Raw genomic sequence first — 22933 nt, forward strand, 5'->3', positions numbered from 1 at the left:
TTCCTCCTTAAATGTTTATATTTTCACGCGTTTCAAACGAAGCGCGTTTGTCACAACCGATACAGAGCTAAATGCCATCGCTGCCCCAGCGATCCATGGTTGTAATAACCCAGCTGCAGCGACTGGAATGCCAACGCTATTATAAAATAATGCCCAAAATAAGTTTTGCCGAATGTTTTTCATTGTTTTGCGGCTTAACTCAATCGCTTTCGGAATATGGGCTAAATCCCCACCGACCAAGGTAACATCGGCCGTTTCGATCGCGACATCCGCTCCTGTGCCAATCGCCATCCCAATATCCGCTTTCGCAAGAGCTGGAGCGTCATTAATTCCATCACCGACCATCGCGACTCGTTTCCCTTGTTTTTGCAATTCCTCGACGATTTTCGCTTTGTCTTCCGGCAGCACCTCTGCATAGACATGATCAATGTGCACTTGGTTTGCGATCGCTTCCGCTGTCCGTTTATTGTCTCCCGTTACCATGTACACTTCGATACCCATTTGTTTTAATGTTTGAATCGCTTCTTTGGAGCTTTCTTTTACTGTATCCGCGACAGCAATGATGCCGGCAAGCTGTCCATCGATCGCAATGAGCATGACTGTTTTTCCTTGTTTTTCAAGCTCTACCATTTTATCTTCATGCACAGAAATCTCTACAGAGCGCTCCTTCATCAATTTTCGCGTTCCAATAAGGATGCTTTTTCCGTCAATGACAGCTTCAATTCCGTGGCCGGTAATGGCAGAGAAATGCTCCAATGGCTTAATAGAAATTGCTTGTTTCTTCCCGTATTCAACAATCGCATGAGCCAACGGATGTTCCGAAGCGCTCTCGGCTGAAACGGCATAGTCAAGCATGTTTTCTTGGAATTGTAACACATCTGTCACTTCCGGTTTTCCTTTTGTCACTGTTCCTGTTTTATCCAGTAATACGGCATTGATTTTATGCGTTCCCTCTAGGTACTCACCTCCTTTAAAGAGAATTCCTTGTTCTGCCCCTTTGCCTGTACCGACCATAATCGATGTCGGCGTGGCAAGACCGAGCGCACAAGGACACGCAATGACAAGAACGGCGACGGCCACTTCAAGCGCTTTTGCCAAATCACCCGGCGCAACAAAGAAGTACCATATAATGAATGCAACGACAGCAATTCCGACAACAATCGGTACGAAAATGCCGGAAATGGTATCCGCCATCCGCTGAATCGGGGCTTTCGACCCTTGCGCCTCTTCAACGATTTTAATGATATTGGCCAGCGCGGTATCTTTTCCGACTTTTTCGGCACGAATGGTCAGTACGCCATTCGTATTCATCGTCGCCCCGATCACATAGTCGCCTTCCTTCTTATCAACTGGAATCGATTCACCAGTAATCATCGATTCATCTACGGAAGATGCCCCGGCGATGACCGTACCGTCTACCGGGATTTTTTCTCCTGGCTTGACAAGAATCGTATCGCCGATCACCACTTCCTCGAGCGGAACCTTTCTTTCCTCCCCATTACGGATAACAGTCGCTTCCTTTGCCTGAAGGCTCAACAGCTTAGAGATCGCTTCGGTTGTTCTCCCTTTCGCAAGATCCTCAAAGTATTTTCCGACAACCACAAGCGTAATCAAGACGGCGCTCGTTTCAAAATATAATCTTGGCATATATTCAGGATTCCCAATCGTTCGAAAAGCTTCATACAAGCTGTAAAAGTACGCAGCCGATGTTCCAAGCGCTATGAGAACGTCCATGTTAGCGCTCTTGTTTCGTAACGCCCGGTACGCCCCGACATAGAAGGGACCGCCGATGTAGAACTGAACCGGTGTAGCTAAAAGAAGCTGGAACCACGGATTCATCAGCAGATGCGGCATCGGCAAGCCTATATCAAACGGCATATGGGCAAGCATCGTATAAAGCAGCGGCAACGATAAGATGATAGAAATAGCGAGTTGCCGTTGTTTTTGTTTAAGCCGCTCTTCTTTCCGGCCAGCATCGTCTTGTTCTTCGTTTCGAATTTGCCCCCTGTACCCAAGCTTTTTGATTTTCTCTAAAATGTCTTCGACAGATGCAACACCCTCCTTGTATTCGACCACCGCGCTGTTTGTCGCCAAGTTTACAGCAGCGCTTGTCACACCTTCCATCCGATTTAACCCTTTTTCAATCCGTGTCGCACATGCCGCACATGTCATTCCTTCAATATCAAGCGTCACTTTTTCTGTCGCAACGCCATACCCCAAATTCTCAATTTTCGTTTCGATATCGGCGATCGCTTGCTTCGATGGATCATATTTAATCGTTGCTTTTTCCATTGCCAAATTGACATTGGCTTCTACTCCATCCATCTTATTTAATACTTTCTCAATACGATTGGCACACGCGGCACATGTCATGCCGGTCACTCTAAGTGTGACATGCTTTTGTTCACTCATAATGCTTCCCACTCCTTTCACTTTGAGAACTGTTTAATGACATCCATTAATTCGCGAATGGATTCTTCTCCGCTTCCTTCGCGAATCGCTTTCGACACACAATGGCCAACATGACGTTCTAGCAAGTTCAATCCTACTTTATTTAACGCTGCCGTGATCGCTGAAATTTGCACTAAAATATCAATACAATAACGATTGTCCTCCACCATTTTTTGCACACCGCGCACTTGTCCTTCAATGCGCTTCAAGCGCTTGATAATGCTTTCGATTTCCTGTTCCGTTCGTGGAACCATTTTTTTATCCATATTATGATCTTCACAATGGTTCATAAAACATCACCTCTTCAATTACATTATACCGGTAATGGGTATAAAGCGCAACTAGGATATCTCACAAATCATGTTCGCCAACAATCCATAATAAACACTAAGTAGGAAAAATCCAATTTTCCACAAAAAATTCACAATTTTATTTTACAGTATCGTTATCAAGATTGAAGAGAGAGGATCGATCAATATGAACGATATCAATGTATTTCTAGCTTTCGGAGCGGGATTACTGTCTTTTATATCCCCTTGTTGTTTACCGCTATATCCAGCTTTTTTATCTTACATTACTGGGGTATCCGTTGATGAAATAAAGAAAGAAAATGGGATGCTTCAAAAACGCGCAATACTCCATACATTCTTTTTCTTGCTCGGTTTTTCCGTCATCTTCATCGCTATTGGTTTTGGTACTTCTGTAATAGGAAAACTATTCGTTGATTACCAAGATTTAATCAGACAAATTAGTGCCTTGTTCATTATCTTTTTTGGTCTCGTCATTTTAGGTGTATTTTCACCTTCCTTTATGATGAAAGATAAACGGTTAGTTTTCCGCAACAAGCCTTCCGGTTATTTTGGCTCTATTTTAATTGGCATAGGATTCGCAGCGGGCTGGACTCCCTGCACAGGTCCAATTCTTGTATCAGTGATCGCGTTAGCAGCTACCAAACCGAGTGCAGCTATGTTATATATGTTCGCATATGTATTAGGGTTTGCTGTACCTTTTTTCATCATGTCATTTTTTATCAGCAAGTTGAATTGGATAAAAAGATATAACGCTGTCATCGTCAAAGTCGGAGGGGTTCTTATGATTATCATGGGAATTATGCTGTTTTTTGATTGGATGACAAAGATCATTATCTTTTTTACAGATTTGTTTGGTGGGTTCACAGGTTTTTAATATACTCCCGAAATCCCCCCTTGAGTGAATAGCAACAATTCTTGTTACTGTCCACTCAGGAGGGATCATTATTTAGTTTTTATTGAATATTCGAGATCATGCGATCCATCGTTTCATAAGACATAGGACCTATATACTTATCTCTAATAACCCCGTTTTTATCGATGATATACGAAGTGGGGATCGTTATTGCACCGTATAGATTTCCAATGTCCCCTTGCTCATCAAGCACAACTTTAAATGTCACTCCCTTATTTTTCACAAAATCGTTCACCGCATCAGGACCTCTTTCGCTATTCGTTAAGTTGACTGCTAAAATTTCTACATTGTTATTTTTATTATTTTCGTAGAACTTTTGCATTTCTGGCATTTCAGCTCTACAAGGCGGACACCAAGTAGCCCAAAAATTCAATATCACCGTTTTTCCACGCAAATCAGACAATTTTATTTTATCCCCTGTAATTGAAAGTAATTCAAAATCCGGGGCAACTTCTCCTTTATTCGTGCCGATTTTTCCCGAATCCAATGAAGTAGACACGACCGGCTTTGGTTTGATCTTTCCTTCTTCCTGTTGATTGTTAAAAATAGAAGCTACAGCAATACTTACCATCATCACACCTAAAGCGAGTTGGGTCATTGCGTTTCTCCGCCCCTTGTTCTCGTCCCCAAGAGCCGCTTCTCTTTCTCGCCTCTCTAACCAATATGAAATACATATAAAAACGATAACGAGAGAGCCATACAACCATACTTCTTTTGATATGATTCCTGTATTTACAAAATATTTTTTATACAGGGCTAGTTCGAATTGAATGAGATGGAACCATATAAGAAGTTGCAATAAAGTTTTTTGAATTTTGACTCGTGATGCTACTATAAAAAAACAAATCGCTACTATTGCTTGCAAAATGATGAAATAATTTTGGGAATTTTCCATTACTCGAATCCATGCAAAAGTACTAAAATAGCCAAAATATACCGGAACTACTGCTCGTGTGTAAGAAGCCACAGGAATATTCTGCTTTTTTACGTATAACCAAGTATAGACCGTGATAAAAACAATCCCCATACTAATGCCAACATATCCCCCGTTAAAATAAAGGATTGTCATCGGATTTTGTAAAACTGAATTCGGATGTAAAAAGACATAACTAAATTTCCAAATGAGTACACCGTTAATAAAACTGTTAAAAATTAAATCCATGATGTTTCGTTCTATTTTTAATATCTTAATGCCGTAATAAAACATAACATAGCTAATCAGTAAGCTGCTTACGAGCAAAAGATTTTCGCCTTGAACTACAATATTGCCGAATTGCAATACGCATCCCTCCAAAATTTTATGTAGTTGGCTTATTATAAGTGAACTACCCCCACTTAATTTTCTAGCGAAAATTTGAAGTGGGGGCTTCCAAAGAAGTTTGACTGCTTCAAGCAATCCTTATTCTTTGAGGCGTGTCCACTTCGCCGCTAGAGCATAAGACACTCAGGTCTACAGCTTTACTTTTCTTTAAGATGTTTAATGCGCCATTGACATCAGCATTAATTAGTTTGCCAGACTTTGTTCGATACAAGCCGCGCTTAATACGTTTGCCGCTGAACTTATATTCTTTTGGATTGTCGGCATTATATTCAGGAATCTCATCGCCGTCAAAAAAGCTGGCTTGAGACGTATATGATTCTTCCTGTTTCAAGAATTCAATGCCGTAAAATTCACAAAGATATTCTAATTTTTCTTTTATGTTACCGAGAGGGTAACTATTCAGCCACATCATAAAGTGAGCTGAATATTTTCTTCTTTTCTTGTCTATGATGTGAATATTGATAGACAAGGAGGTGAATCGCATGTTGACGGTACAACAAGCTGTATTTACAGTTGAGAGCTTAATCGGCAAAGTTCAACAACAAAAACAGCTCATTCATCAACTCATTCAAGAAAATGAACATTTGCGTCACGAAAACAAACAACTACGCAAAGAAAATGAACAACTGAAGTACCGTGTTCAAGAGCTGGAAGCACGCACGAAAAAAAACAGCTCCAATAGCCATTTGCCCCCATCTTCTGACCGTTTTGAGAAAAAGCGTTCCTCCCGCGAGCCGTCTGGCAAAAAGCCTGGTGGGCAAGAGGGACATGAGGGGAAGACGCTCCGTCAAGTGGAACATCCACATCATCGTGTCGTCCACCGTGTGCATACGTGTCAAGGATGTGGAGCTTCTTTGCGTGAAGTCAAACCGTTCAAAGTCGATATCCGTCAAGTGTTTGATGTCCCTCCTGTGGCGATCGAGGTGACACAACATGAACGTGAAGTGAAATCGTGTCCACATTGTCGATGCGTGCAACAAGCCGAATTCCCATCCCATGTCACGAATCATGTGCAATACGGTCCACGGCTCACGGCGCTCGTTGTTTATTTACATCATATCCAATTGATCCCGTACAAGCGTTTAAGTGATACAATCGAAGCGTTATATCAACACTCGATTAGTACAGGAACCCTTGCCAATATGGTGAAACGAGGACGCGAAGCGCTGGAATCAAATATGGACATCATCGAAGACGCCTTACTTGAATCCAACATCCTGCATGTCGATGAAACGAGTTTGCGCATCAATGGGAAACTCGCATGGGTGCATGTCGCGTGTACATCGAGATATACATACTTGGCTCCTCACGCTTCTCGTGGAAAAAAAGCGACCGATGATATCGGGATTCTTCCCCGATATGAAGGGACGATGATGCACGATGCGTTCGGTACGTATCCGAAATACACACATGCCACCCATGCCCTTTGTCATGCCCACCATTTGCGTGAGTTAAAAGGATTCATCGAACAGGGGCATACGTGGGCGATGCGCATGACCACGTTTCTGTTAGCCGCCAAGCAAGCCGTCGAAGCCCATCACGGTGCACTTTCCGAAGAAGAAGCGAGACGGTGGGAACGAGTGTATGATCGCATCCTAGAAAGAGCACAACACCGATTAGAAACGATGACGCCTCTTCCGAAAAAAGCACTCGCTTTTGTTCGACGCCTTCAAAAACGAAAGGAAGAAGCGCTGCGTTTCTTACGTGAAGTACATGTTCCCTTTGATAACAACCAAGCCGAACGCGATCTTCGCATGGTCAAAGTCAAAGAGAACATTTCGGGTACGTTTCGCGAAGAAACATTCGCGCAGTCGTTTTGCATCGCAAGAAGCATCGTTTCCACACTGACGAAACACGAAAAAAACGTGTGGGATTCGTTATGTCTTCTGTTGGCAGGCGAAACGATCGATCGAGTTCTTTCCGCTACCTAGGGCATTTTCTATGACCGAAATGCCCTATTTGTGCTGGGCTTTTTTATACACTAGCACTGGGGTGAATAGTTACGTTGCCTGTAATTATAAGTATCATTATTTTCTATGTCGAAAGAGGTCCAAATGCTGATATTTATTTCGTGATCATAATTTATGGTATCTTATCAATTATTGGTATTTTATTCGCGGCGTTATCGTGTTTGATGACTAAACGTTTCTTTCTGCTAATTATCAGCTTGATAGGAAATGGAGCGGTTTTGGCCGTTGCTTTTCTTTTGCTATTGGCAATGGGGATTAGTGAACCATAAAAAATATTCTTAAACTATTAGGTGGGTTAGTTGAAATAAGATTTTTCGAAGTCGATTCCCTGACTGGGAAATCGGTTTTTTTATTTCATTAAAACGGTTAGACAAAAATAAAAAGACCTGATTGCTCCGGTCATTCCCACTCGTATGGGTCCCAACTATACGTTTTTGCAGAGACCGTACCTTTAAAAAATGTAAATTAGCACATTATTTCAGAATCCCTTTTTCAAATTATTTCAGGCGGATTCGGAAATAATGTGCAAAATTTTTGCGGATTGTTCCGGATTTTGCACATTCTTTCGGAACGTTTGCACGCTCTTTCAGATGAAGATTTCCAGCGCGCCTGATGGACCGATGGAAAAGAGAAAGCACAAAAGAGGCCGATTCGGCCCCTTTCGTGCTAATACCCCATTTCCTCTGCGGCCATGCGCACCACTTCTTCGTCAATGGCGTCCTTTTTCAGCTGATACCCGTATAACAGGCACGTCGTGGCCAACGTGTTGATGACACGAGGCCAACCACGTGATTGCAGGGCAATCGCCTCTAACGCCGATGGGGTGAAGATCGGATGCTTCGCCCCGGCCTGTTTCATCCGATGCTCGATGTAGCCCGCCACCTCTTCCTTCTCCAGCGGCCCCATCCGGCATCGCATGATGATCCGCTGATCGAGAGGGCGGTGCTGATTGAGCCGCAGCTTCCCCTGTAAATGGGGCAGCCCGGCCAACATCAAGACAAATGGGTTGGTCGAATCCATCTCAAAGTTGAACAAGATGGCGATGTCCTGTAAAAATGCATCCTTTGCTAAATGCATCTCGTCCAAAATGAACACCGGCGTGATCCGTCGTTCATGATGCAATCGCTCGATCGCCTGCTGGATTTGGCGGAAGAGGTCTACCTTGCGGTACTTCGGTTCCTCTCCTAATCCCAAGGCCAGTCCACGGTAAAAATCCATCACGCCTCCGGTCGATAACGGGAAGTAGACCACATGATACAACGAAGGGGACAACGATTCCTTCCACGCCCGAAGGGCGAACGTCTTGCCCGCCCCCGGCTCCCCAATCAACAGCCCGATTCCCCCGGGTTCGTTTCACGTACTCCAGCGCCCGCAGCGCTTCTTGAAACGCCGCCCCTTGATACGCCTCGGACGGATCTGTTTCTTTCGCAAACGGCTATAAAAAAGCAATCCCGCCTAACCAAACGAAAAACCCCAAACGGTCATGGATGCCTCCCGTTTGGGGTTCGCTCAAGAGTAGAGCACGATCATCGCAATGAAAAAGTACGCCGCGTTGGCGATTTCCAAGATGCCTAGTTTCATGATCGGCAGCGATTTTCCGTATAAGTAGACAGCGCGAATGGCGCTCGGCGCGTAGGCCAAAACGGCAAATGTCTCGCCGATGGCAATGAGACCGGCAATCAACAAGGCATGGTACCCCCATGACAGCCATTTGTACCGCTCGTTTTTCTTTTCGCGAATCATCGTTTTGACGTAAAACGTGCTGCCAATGAAAAAAAGGAAGGAAAATGCGGCCAATTCGAACGCCTCCAACGTCAATTCCCCGCGCCCGACATAAAAGGCGCCCAAGCCGCCGACGCAAAACGCCGCGATGGCCGCAACATCATTCCAGAAAGCGCGCTCGTTCTTTTTCTTGCTGTAGTAGATGTTTACTAGGAAAAACGGAATCATCGCCAAGCCAAAGAGAACAAGAGCCGGCCGCTGCCAAAGGGAAACGGCCAGAGCCGGCGCGGCGATGGCGCCATAGCGGGCGGCGGCGGGCACGTACGGCTCTTTCCGCTTCGTTTTCACCGCCATCAAGAGCGGATACGTCGCCAAATAGAGCGCAAGCCAGGCGACAAAGAGCGGCGCGTGAATCCACGAAAGCCCACCGGCGTACGCCCCGAGCCAGAACGGGATGATGAGCATCGCCCAGGCGCCGTGTTGTTTTGGCATCACCCATTTGCTTTTGTTCGCCATCCGTCTCATCCTCCGCTTACCGGTGGAATAAAGGCGACCGTGTCGCCGGCGTGAAGCGGCGCTTCGTCGCGGACATACTCCTCATTGACCGCGGTCATGACGCGCCCGAGCGAGACGCCATAGCGCTCTTCCACTTCGTCTTTCAGTTTTTTCACCGTTTCCGGAACGTGCGGCCACATCACTTCCCGCTCGCCGATTTGCTCGCCCAAATGGGCGAAAAACAATAGACGGATCATTCCTCTTTCACCTCCGGTTTTCCGGACGGATACGCCGTTGTTTCCAACTGGTCGCCCACCCAGGCGCTTCCGTCCTCCCATTGCTCTTTTTTCCAAATCGGCACGATTTGCTTGATCCGCTCAATGGCATAGCGGTTCGCCTCATACGCTTCGGCGCGGTGCGGCGAGGAAACCGCGATGACGACGGCGATGTCGCCGATCTTAAGCCGCCCGATCCGGTGGGTGATGGCGGTTTTCGCCCCTGGCCATTTCTCCGCAATTTCCGCCCCGATTTGCGCCAGCATTTTCTCCGCCATCGACACGTACGCTTCATATTGCAAAAAGAGCGTCCGCTTGCCGTTCGTCCATTCACGCACCGTGCCGGCAAACACGGCGACCGCGCCGGCTTCCGGGCGCATCACTTTTTTCATCACGTCTTCGACCGAAATCGGTTCAGACGTGATGGCAAACAACGATTCCGTCATGTCCCTCTTCTCACCTCATTCATCAACCATGGGATATATGCGGCCTCATCAGCCAGCGAAAACACAGGGTGCGGCAGCGGCCGGGAAAGCGGCTCCCAGGCGATGACGGCGCGGATGTTGGCGAGGTGCTGAAGCGACGCCCAATCTTCCTCGGAGCGCACGAGCACGACTTTCGGATGGGGCGCCTGCTTATAGCCTTCGACCAGCACGAGATCCAGTCGAAGCGGCGCATAAAGCGCCAACACATCATCCAACCGCCACAACGGGCGGCGGAGATGCAGCTGCAACAGCCCATCCCCTTCCACCGCTGTCGCCACCGCCCCGGCCCGCTCATGACGGACGGAATCGACGCCTTCCGGCCGTGCCGGCTCGCCTCCATGGCCGTGATGCTTTACCGTCCCGACGCGCCATCCTTCCCGGACGGCGGCCGCCACCCATTTTTCGACGAGCGTCGTCTTGCCCGTATGTTTATAGCCGACAACTTGCCAGACGTTCATTCGCTCGATCCCTCATCATCATCGAGCAGCCATACGTCCACCTCGTCATCCTTAGCGAACCCTCTCGTCCCGCCCGGCAGCACCATCAAGGCGTTGGCCGCCGCGAGCGAGGTGACGATGTTCGACTTATCCATGCCGACCGGTTTGACGATCAGCCGGCCGTCAATCGCTTCGACTCGGCTGCGCACGAAGCGGGTGAACGGATTCGGCTTTGGAAAATCGGCGCCGAGCGTGGCCTTCACTTTTTTCAAATACGGCTTGGGGGAAAACAAGCGCGTCCGCACGACCGGGCGGACAAACAGTTCATAGCCGACGTAGCACGCCGACGGATTGCCGGAGAGGCCAAACAGCAGCTTGCCATTCCACTCCGCGACGGTCGTCACGCTCCCCGGGCGCATGGCGATTTTGTTAAACAAAACGTTCGCCCCCAGCCGCTCGTAAATGGCGGGCAAATAGTCGTAATCGCCGACCGAGACGCCGCCGGTCGTCACGAGCATGTCCACTTGGTCGAGCGCCTCGCGCACGGCGTGAAAGCACGCGTCGAGGTCGTCGGCCAGCTGGCCAAAATAGATCAGCTCAGCGCCGCTTTTGAGCGCCTGTGCTTCAATCATGTAGGCGTTGCTGTTGCGGATTTTTCCCGGAACGAGCGGTTCAGAAACGTTAAGCAGCTCGCTGCCGGTTGCAAACAAGCCGATCCGCGGCTTTTTCGCCACCTTCACTTCGGCGTAGCCAAACGTCGCCAACAGCGCCGCCACTCCCGGATTGATGCGCGTTCCTTTCTCGACGAGCGGTTGTCCCTTTTTGGCATCTTCTCCTTGAAATGAAATGTTGTCGCCAGGGCGGAACGGGCGCTTAATCGACATATACGTTTTTCCATCCCGTTCATACTGTTTGGCCAGCTCCAACATGACGACCGCATCACACCCTTGTGGAATTTGCGCTCCGGTCATCAGGCGCACCGCTTGAAACGGACCAACGGGCTGTTCCGCCACTTGTCCGGCGCCAATCGTTTCGATCACTTCAAACTCGACCGGACGATCCAGCCCCGCTCCTTCCGAATCGGCGGCGCGAATGGCAAATCCGTCATACGGGGAGCGATCAAACGGCGGCACATCATGGTCAGCGCGCAAATCTTCAGCCAAATAGCGGCCATACGACTGGCGAAGCGGCACCGTTTCCTCTTCTCCCACTCCGGCGTAACGCATCACCCGATCGATCGCTTCCGCTACAGGAATCGGGGTTCGTCTTTCAACCATCTCTCTCTCTCCTTTCGATCATACGCCTGGCGGCAACGATAATCTTTCTTTTACCGTTGTTGCCATTGTTGCAGTTGTTTTATGCCTCCCGCCAACTTTTCATCAACGACGCTCGCATCGGCGATATGTTGCAAAATCATCTCCCGCGTCTCGCCGAACAAAGCGGCCGACTGTTCGAGCTCTTGCCTCACTTTATCCGCATAGCGGTATTGTTCCTGAATATAGTTTAGCACGTCTTGGGCCCGATTTTCGACTCGATCGATCAACTCCATCATCGCCGACCATTTCCGCGCTGTATGGATGCTCATTTGGACAACCGTTTCGATCAAGGACGAAATGACTTCCGTCTGCTCGAGCGATCGCTCGATTTCGTGCTGCACAGCGTCAGTTAGCTGGTGAATCGTTTCGGTGCTGTCCGCCGTATGCTCAGCCAATTTCCTCACTTCAGCAGCGACAACGGAAAACCCTTTGCCATGCTCCCCGGCGCGGGCGGCTTCGATCGAGGCGTTTAACGCAATCAAATTCGTCTGTCCAGCGATTTCTTTGATCACTTTCACAATTTGTTCAATTTCTTGCGAGCGGCCGCGCAACCGATGCATCGCGGCCGATGTCGTTTCCATCTCACTGCCGAGCCGCCCCATCGCCTGCTCCATTTCTTCCGACATGCGGATGCCTTCTTTTGCGGCTGCGACCATCTGGCCCGCTGTCTCCGCCAACGCGTTCCCTTGTTCGCACAGACGGTCGGAAATCGCATATGATGACTTGCTGAGCGTACTGACATTATCAACCTTTTCTTTCGTTCGGTCAACCAGTTGGCCTAATACATGGTGTTGCCCGTTGACCACCTCGTGCTGGTGAACGATTTCCTGCAGCTCCCCAAGCAGGTCTGCCACCGTCTCATGAATGGCTTCCTTTTGTCTCGTGAGCTCTTCTTTCATCTCAGCGAGTTGCCGCTCCAGTTCTGTTTTTTCCTCCTCCCACTGCCTTCCCTTCACCAACGCCCACATATTTGTCTCCCCTTTTCCTGCTCTTGATTGGCTTCTGTTGTCAACACGCTGTATGTTCTCTGCTGAACATGTCCGTTCTCGTCCATGAAAGCAGACACCGCCTCCGAAAAGAATCAGCAAAAGTCTGCTTTTTTTCATTGTACGATAAAGAAGAAACGGGCTGTTGTGATGTTTGTCACATAGATCGATGTCCACTTTTTTTTACGTATGTGAGATCCGTCACAACACCTTTGTGGAAAACACGGTATGCTGAAGCTGTAACGATTGGATCAATGGAGGGATGATGAATGGAACAGCGGTTTACTGAACAATCATTGATTGGCGATATTGTCACTCAATTTCCGAAAGCGGCTGATTTGTTTAAAGCGCGACGCATCGATTTTTGCTGCGGCGGACAGCGCCCGTTAAAAGAAGCGATCGAAGAGCGCGGACTCGATGGCGAAGCGCTCCTTCGCGAGCTGAACACCCTTTATGCAGAGGCGCAAAACAAGCCGACCGGAAACTGGAGCGAAGCGCCGCTGACCGACTTGGTCGATCATATCATCAACACGCACCACCGCTATTTGAACGAGGAACTGCCGCAGCTCAGCCCATATGTCACAAAAGTATTGCGCGTACACGGCATGCACCACCCGCACCTTTCCCGCGTGCATAAACTGTTTCATGAGTTAAAAACGGAGCTCGAGCAACACTTGATTAAAGAAGAAACAGGAGCATTCCCGCTCATTTTCCAATTTGCCGACAACCCCTCGCCGGAAAACCGGGAGGCAGTCGAGCAGGCCGTTCGCGAACTGGTCAATGAGCATGAGGTCGCCGGCGATTTGATCAAAGACATTCGCGACATCACCAACGACTTCACCCCGCCGGAAGACGCGTGCGGCACGTATCGGCTCGTTTACAATCGACTGGCGGCGCTCGAAGAAGATTTGTTTACCCACATCCATTTAGAAAACAACGTCCTCTTCCCGCGCGTGCTGGCAGCGGTGAAGGCATAAGCAAGCAAACCCTTCCCCCATTTCTAAGGCAAAGGCAGGCGCATTGAACGATAAAGAACAGGGCCGCTCTTCGCTGGAAAGAGCGGCCCTGCTTCTTTGTTACCCACCGATATACGACATTTCAATTTTCGTCCGTTGTTTCGCCGTTTCTTCCGTCCGTTCTTCTGAATAGCGATCTGTCCGCTGGTTCCAAACCGCGGTGATCAACGACTTCAGTTCCTCTTTCGTCGCCCCAGCTCTCAGATTGTCTTTCAACGATACGCCCTTCGAGGCAAACAAACACGTATACAGCTTCCCGTCCGCAGAAATGCGCGCCCGCGTGCAGCTGCGGCAAAACGTTTCCGTCACTGAGGCGATAAAGCCGACTTCCACCTCCGTGCCGACGTAGCGATAGCGGCTCGCCACTTCGCCGAAGTACGCTTTTTCAACCGGTTCGAGCGGATGTATGGCGTTGATTTGTTCATACATCTCTTTTTTCGTCACAACATGGGAGTAATCCCAGCCGTTCGTTGTGCCGACGTCCATAAATTCAATGAGGCGGAGCGGAATGCCTTGTTCTTTGAAATAGGCCGCCATCGGCACGATTTGCGAGTCGTTCCACCCTTTTTTGACGACCATGTTCACCTTGACGCCGAGCCCTGCCGCCCGGGCGGCTTCGATACCTTTTAACACCGGGGCGACGCCGACGCCGATGCCGTTCATTTTGCGGAAAATGTCATCATCCAACGCATCCAAGCTGACGTTGACGCGCTTTAGCCCGGCTTCTTTCAGCCGCTGCGCCCATTTCACTAAATGGACGCCGTTGGTCGTCAAGCCGATATCGCGCAGGCTGGGAATCGCAGACAACCGCGCAATGAGCGCGTCTAAATCGCGCCTTAAGAGCGGTTCGCCGCCCGTCAAGCGGATTTTTTCGACGCCAAGCTCGACAAAGCATTCCGAAAGAAGCGCCATTTCCTCGACCGTCAACAGCTCGCCTTCCGCCAAAAAGCGAAAATTCGGCCCGAACACTTCGGCCGGCATGCAATAGACGCAGCGAAAATTGCATTGGTCGATCACTGATAACCGCAAGTCGCGAAGCGGGCGGGACAGGCGGTCCATGACGTTCGTTCGGTTGCGCTCGCTCATCGCGCTCCCTCCTTTCTGTTTCGTTCGCCTCATGATGTTGCCAGGCGGCTTTGTTTATTCTCGTAAACGACCGAGTTTCGTCGCAAAGACCAATAAACTGAATGACAATCCGATCGTGACCGCCACCCATGCCCACGCTACCTCCATCCGCCCCGACTCCATGGCCATATAGACGGCGGTCGGGATCGTTTGCGTTTTTCCTGGAATATTACCGGCAAACATGAGTGTTGCGCCAAACTCCCCGAGGCTGCGGGCAAACGACAGCACCGCTCCGGATAATAGTGCGTGTCTGGCAAGCGGCAGCGAAATATGCCAAAAGACTTGGCGCTCATTCGCCCCATCGATGCGCGCCGCCCCTTCAATGGTTGGATCGACCGCTTCGAGCCCGGTTTTGGCCGCCTGATACATGAGCGGGAATGACACGACCACGGCGGCCATCACCGCGGCACCAGGCGTAAACAGTACGGTCGTATGAAACGACGCCTCGATCCACTGGCCCATCGGACTATGTCGGCCAAACAAGACGACGAGCAAAAAACCGACGACCGACGGCGGCAACACGAGCGGCAACATAAACACCGTCTCCACCAACGTCTTGCCGCGAAACCGGCGGCGCGCCATCCGCTTCGCCGCCGCTGTCCCTAAGACCGCGACAATCAAGCCAGCGAGGAGCGATACTTTGATCGATAACCAAACCGGTGACCAAAACGATGTCATGAATCAACCTCTCTTTGCTATATCCCCATCCTACTATACGGAAACGAGCAGGCAAACGCTGTGACACTGCTCACATTGATTGTATCATATGGGCGGGGAAATCCGGTTTAGAAAAATTTGTGACAACCTGCACAAAAAAAGTGACAAACGGTGATTTTTTTCACTCTGTCCTCACTGTGATGTTTTTTACAATAGAAGCAGCCGAACAAATGGAGGTGTCGATCATGCAACGGCCAAGCCAACCAGTGGAGAAACGCGATTTTTCCCTCTTGCGCTCGTGGCTGCAATCGTCGAAAAAAGTGATTCCGCTTCGCAAACATTCGTTTTTGTTTCAAGAAGGGATGCCGGCCAATGAGCTGTATTTGATTCTTTCCGGTAAAGTGCAAGTAAGCAAAATTTGCCCGGACGGAAAAGAAATGTGTTTCCGCATTTGTGGAAGCGGGGAAATTGTCGGCGAGCTGACGCTGTTTACGAACGACCCGCGCTATTTATTGACCGCCAAAGTGATTGAACCGGGCGAGGCAGCGGTGATGAATAAAAACGAACTCGAAGAGCAGTTGCTGATCAATCCCACCCTTACCCTTGAATATATGCGCTGGATGAGCAAGCATGCCCGGCGGACGCAGACGAAGTTTCGCGACTTGATGATGAACGGCAAAAAAGGGGCGCTCTATTCGACGCTCATTCGCCTATGCAACAGCTATGGCGTCCCGCTTGAAGATGGGAGTATTTTCATTGATGTGACGTTAAAAAACCAAGACTTAGCCAACTTTTGCGGCACGACACGCGAAAGCGTCAATCGGATGCTCAATGCGTTAAAGCAAGATGGGGTTATTTCCATGAAGAGGGGGAGAATCACCATCCACGACTTGAACTATTTAAAAACGGAAATCCAATGCGAAGATTGCCCACCAGATATTTGCTGCATTGAATGAAATTTAGCGGGCTGTCATAAAAGAGTTGCCAAGCGGCTCTTTATGGACAGCCCTGCTCTTTCACTAAATTTTTTTCGCCCGCATCCGGCGATAGACGACGTAATGCCGGTTTAAATATGTCAGCGGGACGCTCCATACATGAACGAGGCGGGTGAACGGCCAAATGCCAAATAACAGCAAGGCAGAGAGAATATGAATTTGAAATCCAATCGGCGCATCGCTGACGAGCTGCGGCAGCGGCCGAAACGTTAAAATACCGCGAAACCAAGGGCCGATCGTATCCCGATAGTCAAACGTCCCACCGGTCGCTGTATATCCAACCGTATTTGTAAACCCTGTCAAAATGACTATCGTTAATAGCAGCAATACAACAAGATCGCTTTTGCTGCTATGGCGGAGAAGGCGGCGAACGCTCAACCGCCGCCATAAAAGCAACACCACCCCAATCACAGTCGCGACCCCGGCGGCGCCGCCAAACCAGACCGCCCCAAAATGGTACATCTCCTCTGTAATCCCGATTGATTCATAAAATGCCTTTGGAACTAAAATGCCGGCAACATGGCCAAGAAACACGAAGAGAATGCCCCAATGAAACAGAACGCTTCCCCAACGCAACCGCCGTTTCTCAAGAAACTCACTTGACTTCGCCGACCAGCCAAACTGATCAGTATTGTAACGGTAAATATGGCCGGCAACAAATAATGTCAACATAATATACGGATAGATCACCCAAAGGAACTGGTCAAGCAACGTCATGTGGCCTCCTCCGCTCTCATTGGAATATCCGCCCCATTTGTTTCTTCCAGAAATGCGTCCATGCCTGCAAGACAGCCGTCCAAAACAAAGAAATACGGGTGGTTAACCTCCTGCAGCCTGTCCGCCAACCCCTTGATGGCTTTGTGGTGGGCGAGAAGGACGTTTTTCGCATCGTTGACTGGGGCGACAGCGGCAAACTCGAGCATAAGCGGCAAGTAATCCGGCAGCTCATCCTCTGTCAATTCCAAACCTGCACGACGAAATGCTTCTTTTAGTTTTAACAGCGCTTGGCCGCGCTCTTTTTGATCGCCAAACAAGTAGTACGTAAGATACATCGTCGTTCGATCGCTCAAATCAAATGTTCGCACATAGAGCTCGCACAGCTCGTCGATCGCTTTTGTTTTCGCGTGGTCAAGAAACTGTAAAAACCGTTTGCGGGCTGTATGGTTGGCGAGCTTGGAAATTTCATAAAACAGCTGCTCATCTTCCAGCCATTCTCGTTCCGGGTACTGCAGCAAAATGGAAGCGAGCTTACATAGTTTCTGATGCTCTTCCACCCTCATCCCCCCAATCAAACGAGTAAAAACGTTCCGCATCATATTCAGAGCAACCGGAACAAGACTCCATAAACGCATAGCCGGCCGTCCCTTGACCGTAAAACGCGTTGCCGGCCTTTTCCCGATGGGAAGACGGAATGACATAACGGTCGGAATATTTCGCGACAGCCGAAAGCTTATACATTTCCTTGACCGTATGTTCATCCATGCCGACTTTCTCGAGGATACTCCGGTCTGGCTCTTTTCCTAGGTTTACCGCCCGCATGTAGCTGCGCATGGCCACCATTTTTTTCAGCACCGTGCGGATGACCTCCGTGTCACCGGCAGCCAACAAATTAGCCAAATACTCAATTGGAATGCGCATTTGGTCAATCGCCGGAAAAATGACATGCGGATGAATGTCGTCCAACCCGCCGTCAAACGCCCCCATGATCGGACTGAGCGGCGGAATGTACCAAACCATTGGCAACGTCCGGTATTCCGGGTGAAGCGGGAGCGCGATCTTTTGCTCGACGGCAAGTTTATAAACCGGTGAGCGTTGCGCTGCTTCAATCCAATCGTCCGTATACCCCGCTTCACGTGCTGCTTCAATCACGTCTGGATCATACGGATTTAAAAAGATGCGCAAATGGGCATGGTACAGCTCTTTTTCATCTTGGACCGAAGCGGCCGCCTCGACTTGATCCAAATCGTAAAACACGATGCCGATGTAACGGAGCCGGCCGACGCACGTTTCTGAACAAACTGTCGGCAATCCTGCTTCCATACGCGGAAAACAAAACGTGCATTTCTCCGCCTTATGCGTTTTCCAATTAAAGTATACTTTTTTATACGGACAGCCGGTCACACAAAACCGCCAGCTCCGGCACGCGTCATGGTCAACAAGCACAATGCCGTCCTCATCCCGCTTATAAATCGCCCCTGACGGACAAGAAGAGACGCAAGGCGGGTTTAAACAATGTTCGCAAATGCGCGGCAAATACATCATAAACGTTTGTTCGAACTCAAATTTCACTTTTTCTTCAATGCCTTTTACGTTCGGATCGCGTTTTCCTGTTTCATATACCCCGGCCAAGTCGTCTTCCCAGTTCGGCCCCCACGTGATGTCCATGTATTCGCCGGTCAGCTGTGACTTAGGCCGGGCGACAGGCTGGTGCTCCCCTTCCGGACGATTGATCAGCTGTTCATAATCGTATGTCCAAGGCTCATAGTAATCGTCGATCACCGTCATATTCGGGTTGTAAAACAGGTTTAACAGTTTATTCACCCGGCCGCCGGCGCGCAGCTCGAGCTTCCCATCTTTGAGCACCCAGCCGCCTTTATGCCCGTCCTGGTTTTCCCATTCTTTCGGATAACCGATGCCCGGTTTTGTTTCCACATTGTTCCACCACATATATTCCGCCCCAGGGCGGTTCGTCCATGTATTGTTGCATGTAATGCTGCATGTGTGGCAACCGATGCACTTGTCCAAATTCATGACCATCCCGAACTGCGCTCTAACTCTCAAGCCAATCCACTTCCCTTTTTTCAAGTTTGCGGATCATCACTTGCTCATCCCGCTGATTTCCTGTCGGTCCATAATAATTGAAGCCATAGCTTAATTGTGCATAACCGCCGATCATTTGCGTCGGTTTGACATGGATGCGGGTTGGGCTGTTGAACGTGCCGCCGCGCAGTTTGCTGATTGGCGAGCCGGGCACGTTAATATGACGTTCCTGCACATGGTACATAAACGCGACCCCACGCGGCAAGCGATGGCTGACGACCGCCCGGGCAACGACCACCCCGTTGCGGTTGTACATTTCGATCCAGTCGTTGTCAGCAATGCCGGCTTCTGCGGCATCTTCTTTGTTCATCCAGACATGTGGACCGCCGCGGAACATCGTCAGCATCGGCAGGGTATCTCCGTATGTGCTGTGGTATGACCACTTAAAGTGTGGCGTCAAATAACGAAGAGTGAGTTCTTTGCCGCTGACTTCCGGACGCCGGTCATGGCCGTAAAAAGCAAGCTTTCTGAGCGGCGCTTTAAACGTCGGCAATTCTTCTCCAAACTCAAACATAAGCTCATGATCCAAGTAAAAATGCTGCCTTCCTGTCAACGTCCGCCAAGGAATCAACCGTTCGACGTTCGTCGTAAACGGAGAGTAGCGACGGTTTCCGGTTTCGCTTCCGCTAAAGACAGGAGTGGTCAACACTTGCCGCGGTTGGGCAGTGATCGCCTGAAAGGTAATATGTTCCTCAGCCCGCTCAATGACTAAATCTTTTAACGGCTGCATCGTCTTTTTCTCCATTTCTCCCCATGCCTTGAGCGCTAAGGAACCGTTCGTTGTACTTGAAAGCGCCAAAATAGCTTCGGCAGCATCCCGGTCTGTCAACAAACTCGGACAATCTTTATACGGACCTTCCAACGCCGAAGAGCCGAGCGTATCAAGTAGCCATTTGTATTCTTCCCTGGCGTCCCAGCTGAGCCCTTTCGCCCCGATTTGTTCACGAACCATCGGACCAAGCGCCACAAACTTGTTGTATACTTCCTTATAATCCCGCTCTACAATATGCAAGCGCGGGAAATTCACCCCCGGAACCGGCTCTGCCGCTCCTTCTTTCCAATCGTTTACGACCCCAAACGGCTGTGCGATCTCATCGCGCGTATCATGCAACAGCGGGGTAGCGACAACATCTGACACCGGCTTAGAAAAATAGCGGACAGCCAGCTCAGAAAATGTTTTGGCTAATCCTTTAAAAAAGTCCCAATCCGATTTTGCTTCCCACGGTGGGGCAATGGCGGGATTGAACGGATGGACAAACGGGTGCATGTCCGTGCTGCTGACATCATACTTCTCATACCATGTCGCGGCCGGGAGAACGATGTCCGAATACAGTCCGGTTCCGGCCATGCGGAAATCGATATTGACCATTAAATCCAGTTTGCCTTCCGGCGCGTTCTCATCCCAAACGATCTCACTCGTTTTCAAGTCATCATTTTGTTCGCTGAAATTCGCATGATGGGTGCCGAGCAAATGTTTTAAAAAGTATTCATGCCCTTTTGCCGAACTGCCGATGAGATTTGCGCGCCAGACAAACATCACGCGCGGAAAATTAATCGGATCGGACGGGTTTTCAATGGCAAATTTAATGTTTCCTTTTTTGATTTGCTGAACGACATATTGAACCGCTTCCTCGTTCGTCTTTGCGTTCGCCTGTTCCACTAGCGCAATGCTGTTGGCGTTAAACTGCGGATAAAACGGAAGCCAGCCTAGCCGGGCGGCCAAATAATTGTAATCGCCGCCATGTTGGTAGCGCGGCTTGTCAACGAGCGGGGAGACGTGTTCATCCATGCTTTGATCTTCATATTTCCACTGTTCGGTGACAAAGTAGAAAAACGACGTCCCGTTTTGCAGCCGCGGCGGTCCTCCCCAGTCACGGGCCATGGCGATCGTCTGCCAGCCCTCAAGCGGGCGCACTTTTTCTTGACCGACATAATGCGCCCAGCCGCCGCCGTTAACTCCTTGTGATCCGGTCAACAAGACAAGGTTTAAAATTGCCCGGTAGATGGTATCGGAATGATACCAATGGTTAATGCCCGATCCCATGACGATCATGGAGCGTCCTTTGGAATCGAGGGCATTTTGGGCAAACTCGCGGGCAATTTGCGCCGCCGTCTTTCGATCAATGCCAGTGATCGCCTCCTGCCATGCCGGCGTGTATGGCTTCATGTCATCGTAATCGGCCGGATAATCACCAGGCAGCCCGCGGTTGACGCCCATTTTGGCAAGCAACAAGTCAAATACTGTCGTGACATACACCGTCTCCCCGTTTTGCTTAATGGCCTTGACCGGCACTCCGCGTTCGAACACCGTCTTATTTCCTGCCTCAAAGTGCGGAAACTGCACGACGACGACATCATCTTGCTGGCCAAGGAACGTCAAAGCCGGGCGGATTCCGATTCGTTTATTGTCCATATCGTTCAGCTGCAAATTCCAATTCCCGCTGTTCTCCCAACGATGGCCAATCGTCCCGTTCGGCACGGCAAACGTCTTTGATTGCTCATCCCAAACAATCGTTTTCCATTCCGCATACTGAAGCGGCATGCCAAGGTCGCTCGCCCGCAAAAAGCGGCCGGCGGTATAACGATCCCCCTGTTTGTTCAGCATGACTAAAAAGGGCAAATCGGTGTATGTTTTAACATAATCAGAAAAATAATCAGCGGATTGATCGACATAAAACTCTTTTAAAATGACGTGGGTCATCGCCATTGCCAACGCTCCGTCCATTCCCGGCTGCACCGGCAGCCAGTTGTCGGCAAACTTCACAAATTCAGCATAGTCAGGGCTAATAGCGACGACTTTTGTCCCCCGGTAGCGCACCTCAACGTAAAAATGGGCATCCGGGGTGCGCGTTTGCGGCAAGTTCGATCCCCAGACAATCATGTAGCTTGAGTTAAACCAGTCTGAACTTTCCGGGACGTCTGTCTGTTCCCCCCATATTTGCGGAGAAGCCGGCGGCAAATCGGCATACCAGTCATAAAAGCTGAGCAAGGCGCCGCCGATCAAATTCAAAAACCGCGCCCCGGCCGCATAGCTGACCATCGACATCGCCGGAATTGGTGAAAACCCAAAAATGCGATCCGGCCCGTACGTTTGAATCGTATACATCAGTGACGCGGCGATCATCGTATAAACGTCATCCCATTTCGCCCGCACGAACCCGCCTTTTCCACGGGCGCGTTTATACCGTTTCGCTTTTCCCGGATCTTCGACAATCGACTTCCACGCGGCTACGGGATCACCTTCTTGTTGCAGCGCTTCTTTCCAAAGCCGCAACAGCACCCCGCGCACATACGGATAGCGGACGCGAAGCGGGCTGTATGTATACCAGGAAAAACTCGCTCCCCTCGGACAGCCGCGCGGCTCATACTCCGGCATATCGGGGCCTGTTGTCGGGTAGTCGGTTTGCTGCGTCTCCCATGCGATTATGCCGTCTTTCACATGCACTTTCCAGCTGCACGAACCTGTGCAATTGACCCCATGGGTTGTACGAACCACTTTATCATGTTGCCAGCGGCGGCGGTATGTTTTCTCTACGTCCCGCCCGTATGGCGACAACTCGGCGTGGCCGGCGATTTTTCCCGACCGACCGAAATACTTCAGTTTGCGCAAAAGCGGGGCAGGTTTTTCGTTCATTTTG

General features: G+C 49.7%; 19 protein-coding genes and 2 pseudogenes. 4 read left to right on the plus strand and 17 right to left on the minus strand.

Going from position 1 to position 22933, the window contains the following annotated elements:
• Positions 1–15: 15 nt before the first annotated feature.
• Both GS3922_RS12035 and GS3922_RS12040 read right to left on the minus strand, forming a co-directional pair.
• Positions 16–2412, minus strand: coding sequence for a heavy metal translocating P-type ATPase (locus GS3922_RS12035; RefSeq protein WP_063166559.1), 2397 nt, complete (start codon positions 2410–2412; stop codon positions 16–18).
• 17 nt (positions 2413–2429) lie between these two features.
• Positions 2430–2741 carry a metal-sensing transcriptional repressor gene (locus GS3922_RS12040; RefSeq protein WP_043968499.1) on the minus strand — a complete coding sequence of 104 codons (312 nt, stop codon included), beginning with the start codon at positions 2739–2741 and terminating at the stop codon, positions 2430–2432.
• A 187-nt stretch (positions 2742–2928) separates the two neighbouring features.
• On the opposite strand from GS3922_RS12040, the gene GS3922_RS12045 reads away from it, so the two are divergent.
• Positions 2929–3636, plus strand: a complete 708-nt coding sequence (locus GS3922_RS12045; protein ID WP_047817982.1) for a cytochrome c biogenesis protein CcdA — start codon at positions 2929–2931, stop codon at positions 3634–3636.
• 79 nt (positions 3637–3715) lie between these two features.
• Here GS3922_RS12045 and GS3922_RS17345 read toward each other — a convergent pair whose 3' ends face one another.
• Positions 3716–4954, minus strand: coding sequence for a TlpA disulfide reductase family protein (locus GS3922_RS17345; protein WP_417935449.1), 1239 nt, complete (start codon positions 4952–4954; stop codon positions 3716–3718).
• 109 nt (positions 4955–5063) lie between these two features.
• A pseudogene (locus GS3922_RS12055) lies at positions 5064–5387 on the minus strand (zinc ribbon domain-containing protein); the annotation flags it as partial.
• A 91-nt stretch (positions 5388–5478) separates the two neighbouring features.
• Between GS3922_RS12055 and GS3922_RS12060 the strand changes: the two are divergent.
• A complete protein-coding gene (locus GS3922_RS12060) occupies positions 5479–6927 on the plus strand; it encodes an IS66-like element ISBst12 family transposase (RefSeq protein ID WP_062898466.1) in 1449 nt (482 codons plus the stop codon).
• A 705-nt stretch (positions 6928–7632) separates the two neighbouring features.
• On the opposite strand, the pseudogene GS3922_RS12070 reads toward GS3922_RS12060, so the two are convergent.
• From GS3922_RS12070 to GS3922_RS12100, 7 genes and pseudogenes are all read right to left on the minus strand, one after another.
• Positions 7633–8401, minus strand: a pseudogene (locus GS3922_RS12070) (ExeA family protein); the annotation flags it as partial.
• 74 nt (positions 8402–8475) lie between these two features.
• Positions 8476–9204, minus strand: coding sequence for a YwiC-like family protein (locus GS3922_RS12075; protein WP_063166562.1), 729 nt, complete (start codon positions 9202–9204; stop codon positions 8476–8478).
• A gap of 5 nt (positions 9205–9209) precedes the next feature.
• On the minus strand, positions 9210–9440 hold the full coding sequence (gene moaD, locus GS3922_RS12080; protein WP_063166563.1) for a molybdopterin converting factor subunit 1: 231 nt from the start codon (positions 9438–9440) through the stop codon (positions 9210–9212).
• A complete protein-coding gene (locus GS3922_RS12085) occupies positions 9437–9904 on the minus strand; it encodes a molybdenum cofactor biosynthesis protein MoaE (RefSeq protein WP_063166564.1) in 468 nt (155 codons plus the stop codon). The genes moaD and GS3922_RS12085 overlap by 4 nt, the downstream gene beginning before the upstream one ends.
• Positions 9901–10401, minus strand: coding sequence for a molybdopterin-guanine dinucleotide biosynthesis protein B (gene mobB, locus GS3922_RS12090; protein WP_031405159.1), 501 nt, complete (start codon positions 10399–10401; stop codon positions 9901–9903). Before mobB ends, GS3922_RS12085 begins: the two co-directional genes overlap by 4 nt.
• Positions 10398–11657 carry a molybdopterin molybdotransferase MoeA gene (locus GS3922_RS12095; RefSeq protein ID WP_063166565.1) on the minus strand — a complete coding sequence of 420 codons (1260 nt, stop codon included), beginning with the start codon at positions 11655–11657 and terminating at the stop codon, positions 10398–10400. The genes mobB and GS3922_RS12095 overlap by 4 nt, the downstream gene beginning before the upstream one ends.
• 50 nt (positions 11658–11707) lie before the next feature.
• Positions 11708–12664, minus strand: coding sequence for a methyl-accepting chemotaxis protein (locus tag GS3922_RS12100; RefSeq protein WP_063166566.1), 957 nt, complete (start codon positions 12662–12664; stop codon positions 11708–11710).
• A gap of 287 nt (positions 12665–12951) precedes the next feature.
• Between GS3922_RS12100 and ric the strand changes: the two genes are divergently transcribed.
• The gene (ric, locus tag GS3922_RS12105; RefSeq protein WP_063166567.1) at positions 12952–13659 is read left to right on the plus strand and encodes an iron-sulfur cluster repair di-iron protein; all 708 of its coding nucleotides are present in this window, start codon (positions 12952–12954) and stop codon (positions 13657–13659) included.
• A gap of 99 nt (positions 13660–13758) precedes the next feature.
• Here ric and moaA read toward each other — a convergent pair whose 3' ends face one another.
• Both moaA and modB read right to left on the minus strand, forming a co-directional pair.
• A complete protein-coding gene (gene moaA, locus GS3922_RS12110) occupies positions 13759–14784 on the minus strand; it encodes a GTP 3',8-cyclase MoaA (protein ID WP_063166568.1) in 1026 nt (341 codons plus the stop codon).
• A 54-nt stretch (positions 14785–14838) separates the two neighbouring features.
• Positions 14839–15501: a molybdate ABC transporter permease subunit gene (gene modB, locus GS3922_RS12115; RefSeq protein ID WP_063166569.1), complete on the minus strand. Its 663-nt coding sequence runs from the start codon at positions 15499–15501 to the stop codon at positions 14839–14841.
• A gap of 224 nt (positions 15502–15725) precedes the next feature.
• Here modB and GS3922_RS12120 point away from each other — a divergent pair, with 224 nt between their 5' ends.
• On the plus strand, positions 15726–16436 hold the full coding sequence (locus GS3922_RS12120) for a Crp/Fnr family transcriptional regulator (RefSeq protein ID WP_063166570.1): 711 nt from the start codon (positions 15726–15728) through the stop codon (positions 16434–16436).
• A gap of 63 nt (positions 16437–16499) precedes the next feature.
• Here the strand turns inward: GS3922_RS12120 and narI are convergent, their stop codons facing one another.
• Genes narI through GS3922_RS12140 form a run of 4 tightly spaced genes read right to left on the minus strand, consistent with a single transcriptional unit; the run spans position 16500 to position 22929 of the window.
• Positions 16500–17192, minus strand: a complete 693-nt coding sequence (gene narI / locus GS3922_RS12125) for a respiratory nitrate reductase subunit gamma (RefSeq protein WP_063166571.1) — start codon at positions 17190–17192, stop codon at positions 16500–16502.
• Positions 17189–17749: a nitrate reductase molybdenum cofactor assembly chaperone gene (gene narJ / locus GS3922_RS12130; RefSeq protein WP_063166572.1), complete on the minus strand. Its 561-nt coding sequence runs from the start codon at positions 17747–17749 to the stop codon at positions 17189–17191. The genes narI and narJ overlap by 4 nt, the downstream gene beginning before the upstream one ends.
• Positions 17724–19256 (minus strand): nitrate reductase subunit beta, encoded by a 1533-nt coding sequence (narH, locus tag GS3922_RS12135; protein WP_063857362.1) that lies wholly within the window; start codon positions 19254–19256, stop codon positions 17724–17726. The genes narJ and narH overlap by 26 nt, the downstream gene beginning before the upstream one ends.
• A complete protein-coding gene (locus GS3922_RS12140; protein WP_063166573.1) occupies positions 19246–22929 on the minus strand; it encodes a nitrate reductase subunit alpha in 3684 nt (1227 codons plus the stop codon). The genes narH and GS3922_RS12140 overlap by 11 nt, the downstream gene beginning before the upstream one ends.
• Between the last annotated feature and the right edge of the window lie 4 nt (positions 22930–22933).

The organism is Geobacillus subterraneus (assembly GCF_001618685.1).
GTDB classification, from domain to species: domain Bacteria; phylum Bacillota; class Bacilli; order Bacillales; family Anoxybacillaceae; genus Geobacillus; species Geobacillus subterraneus.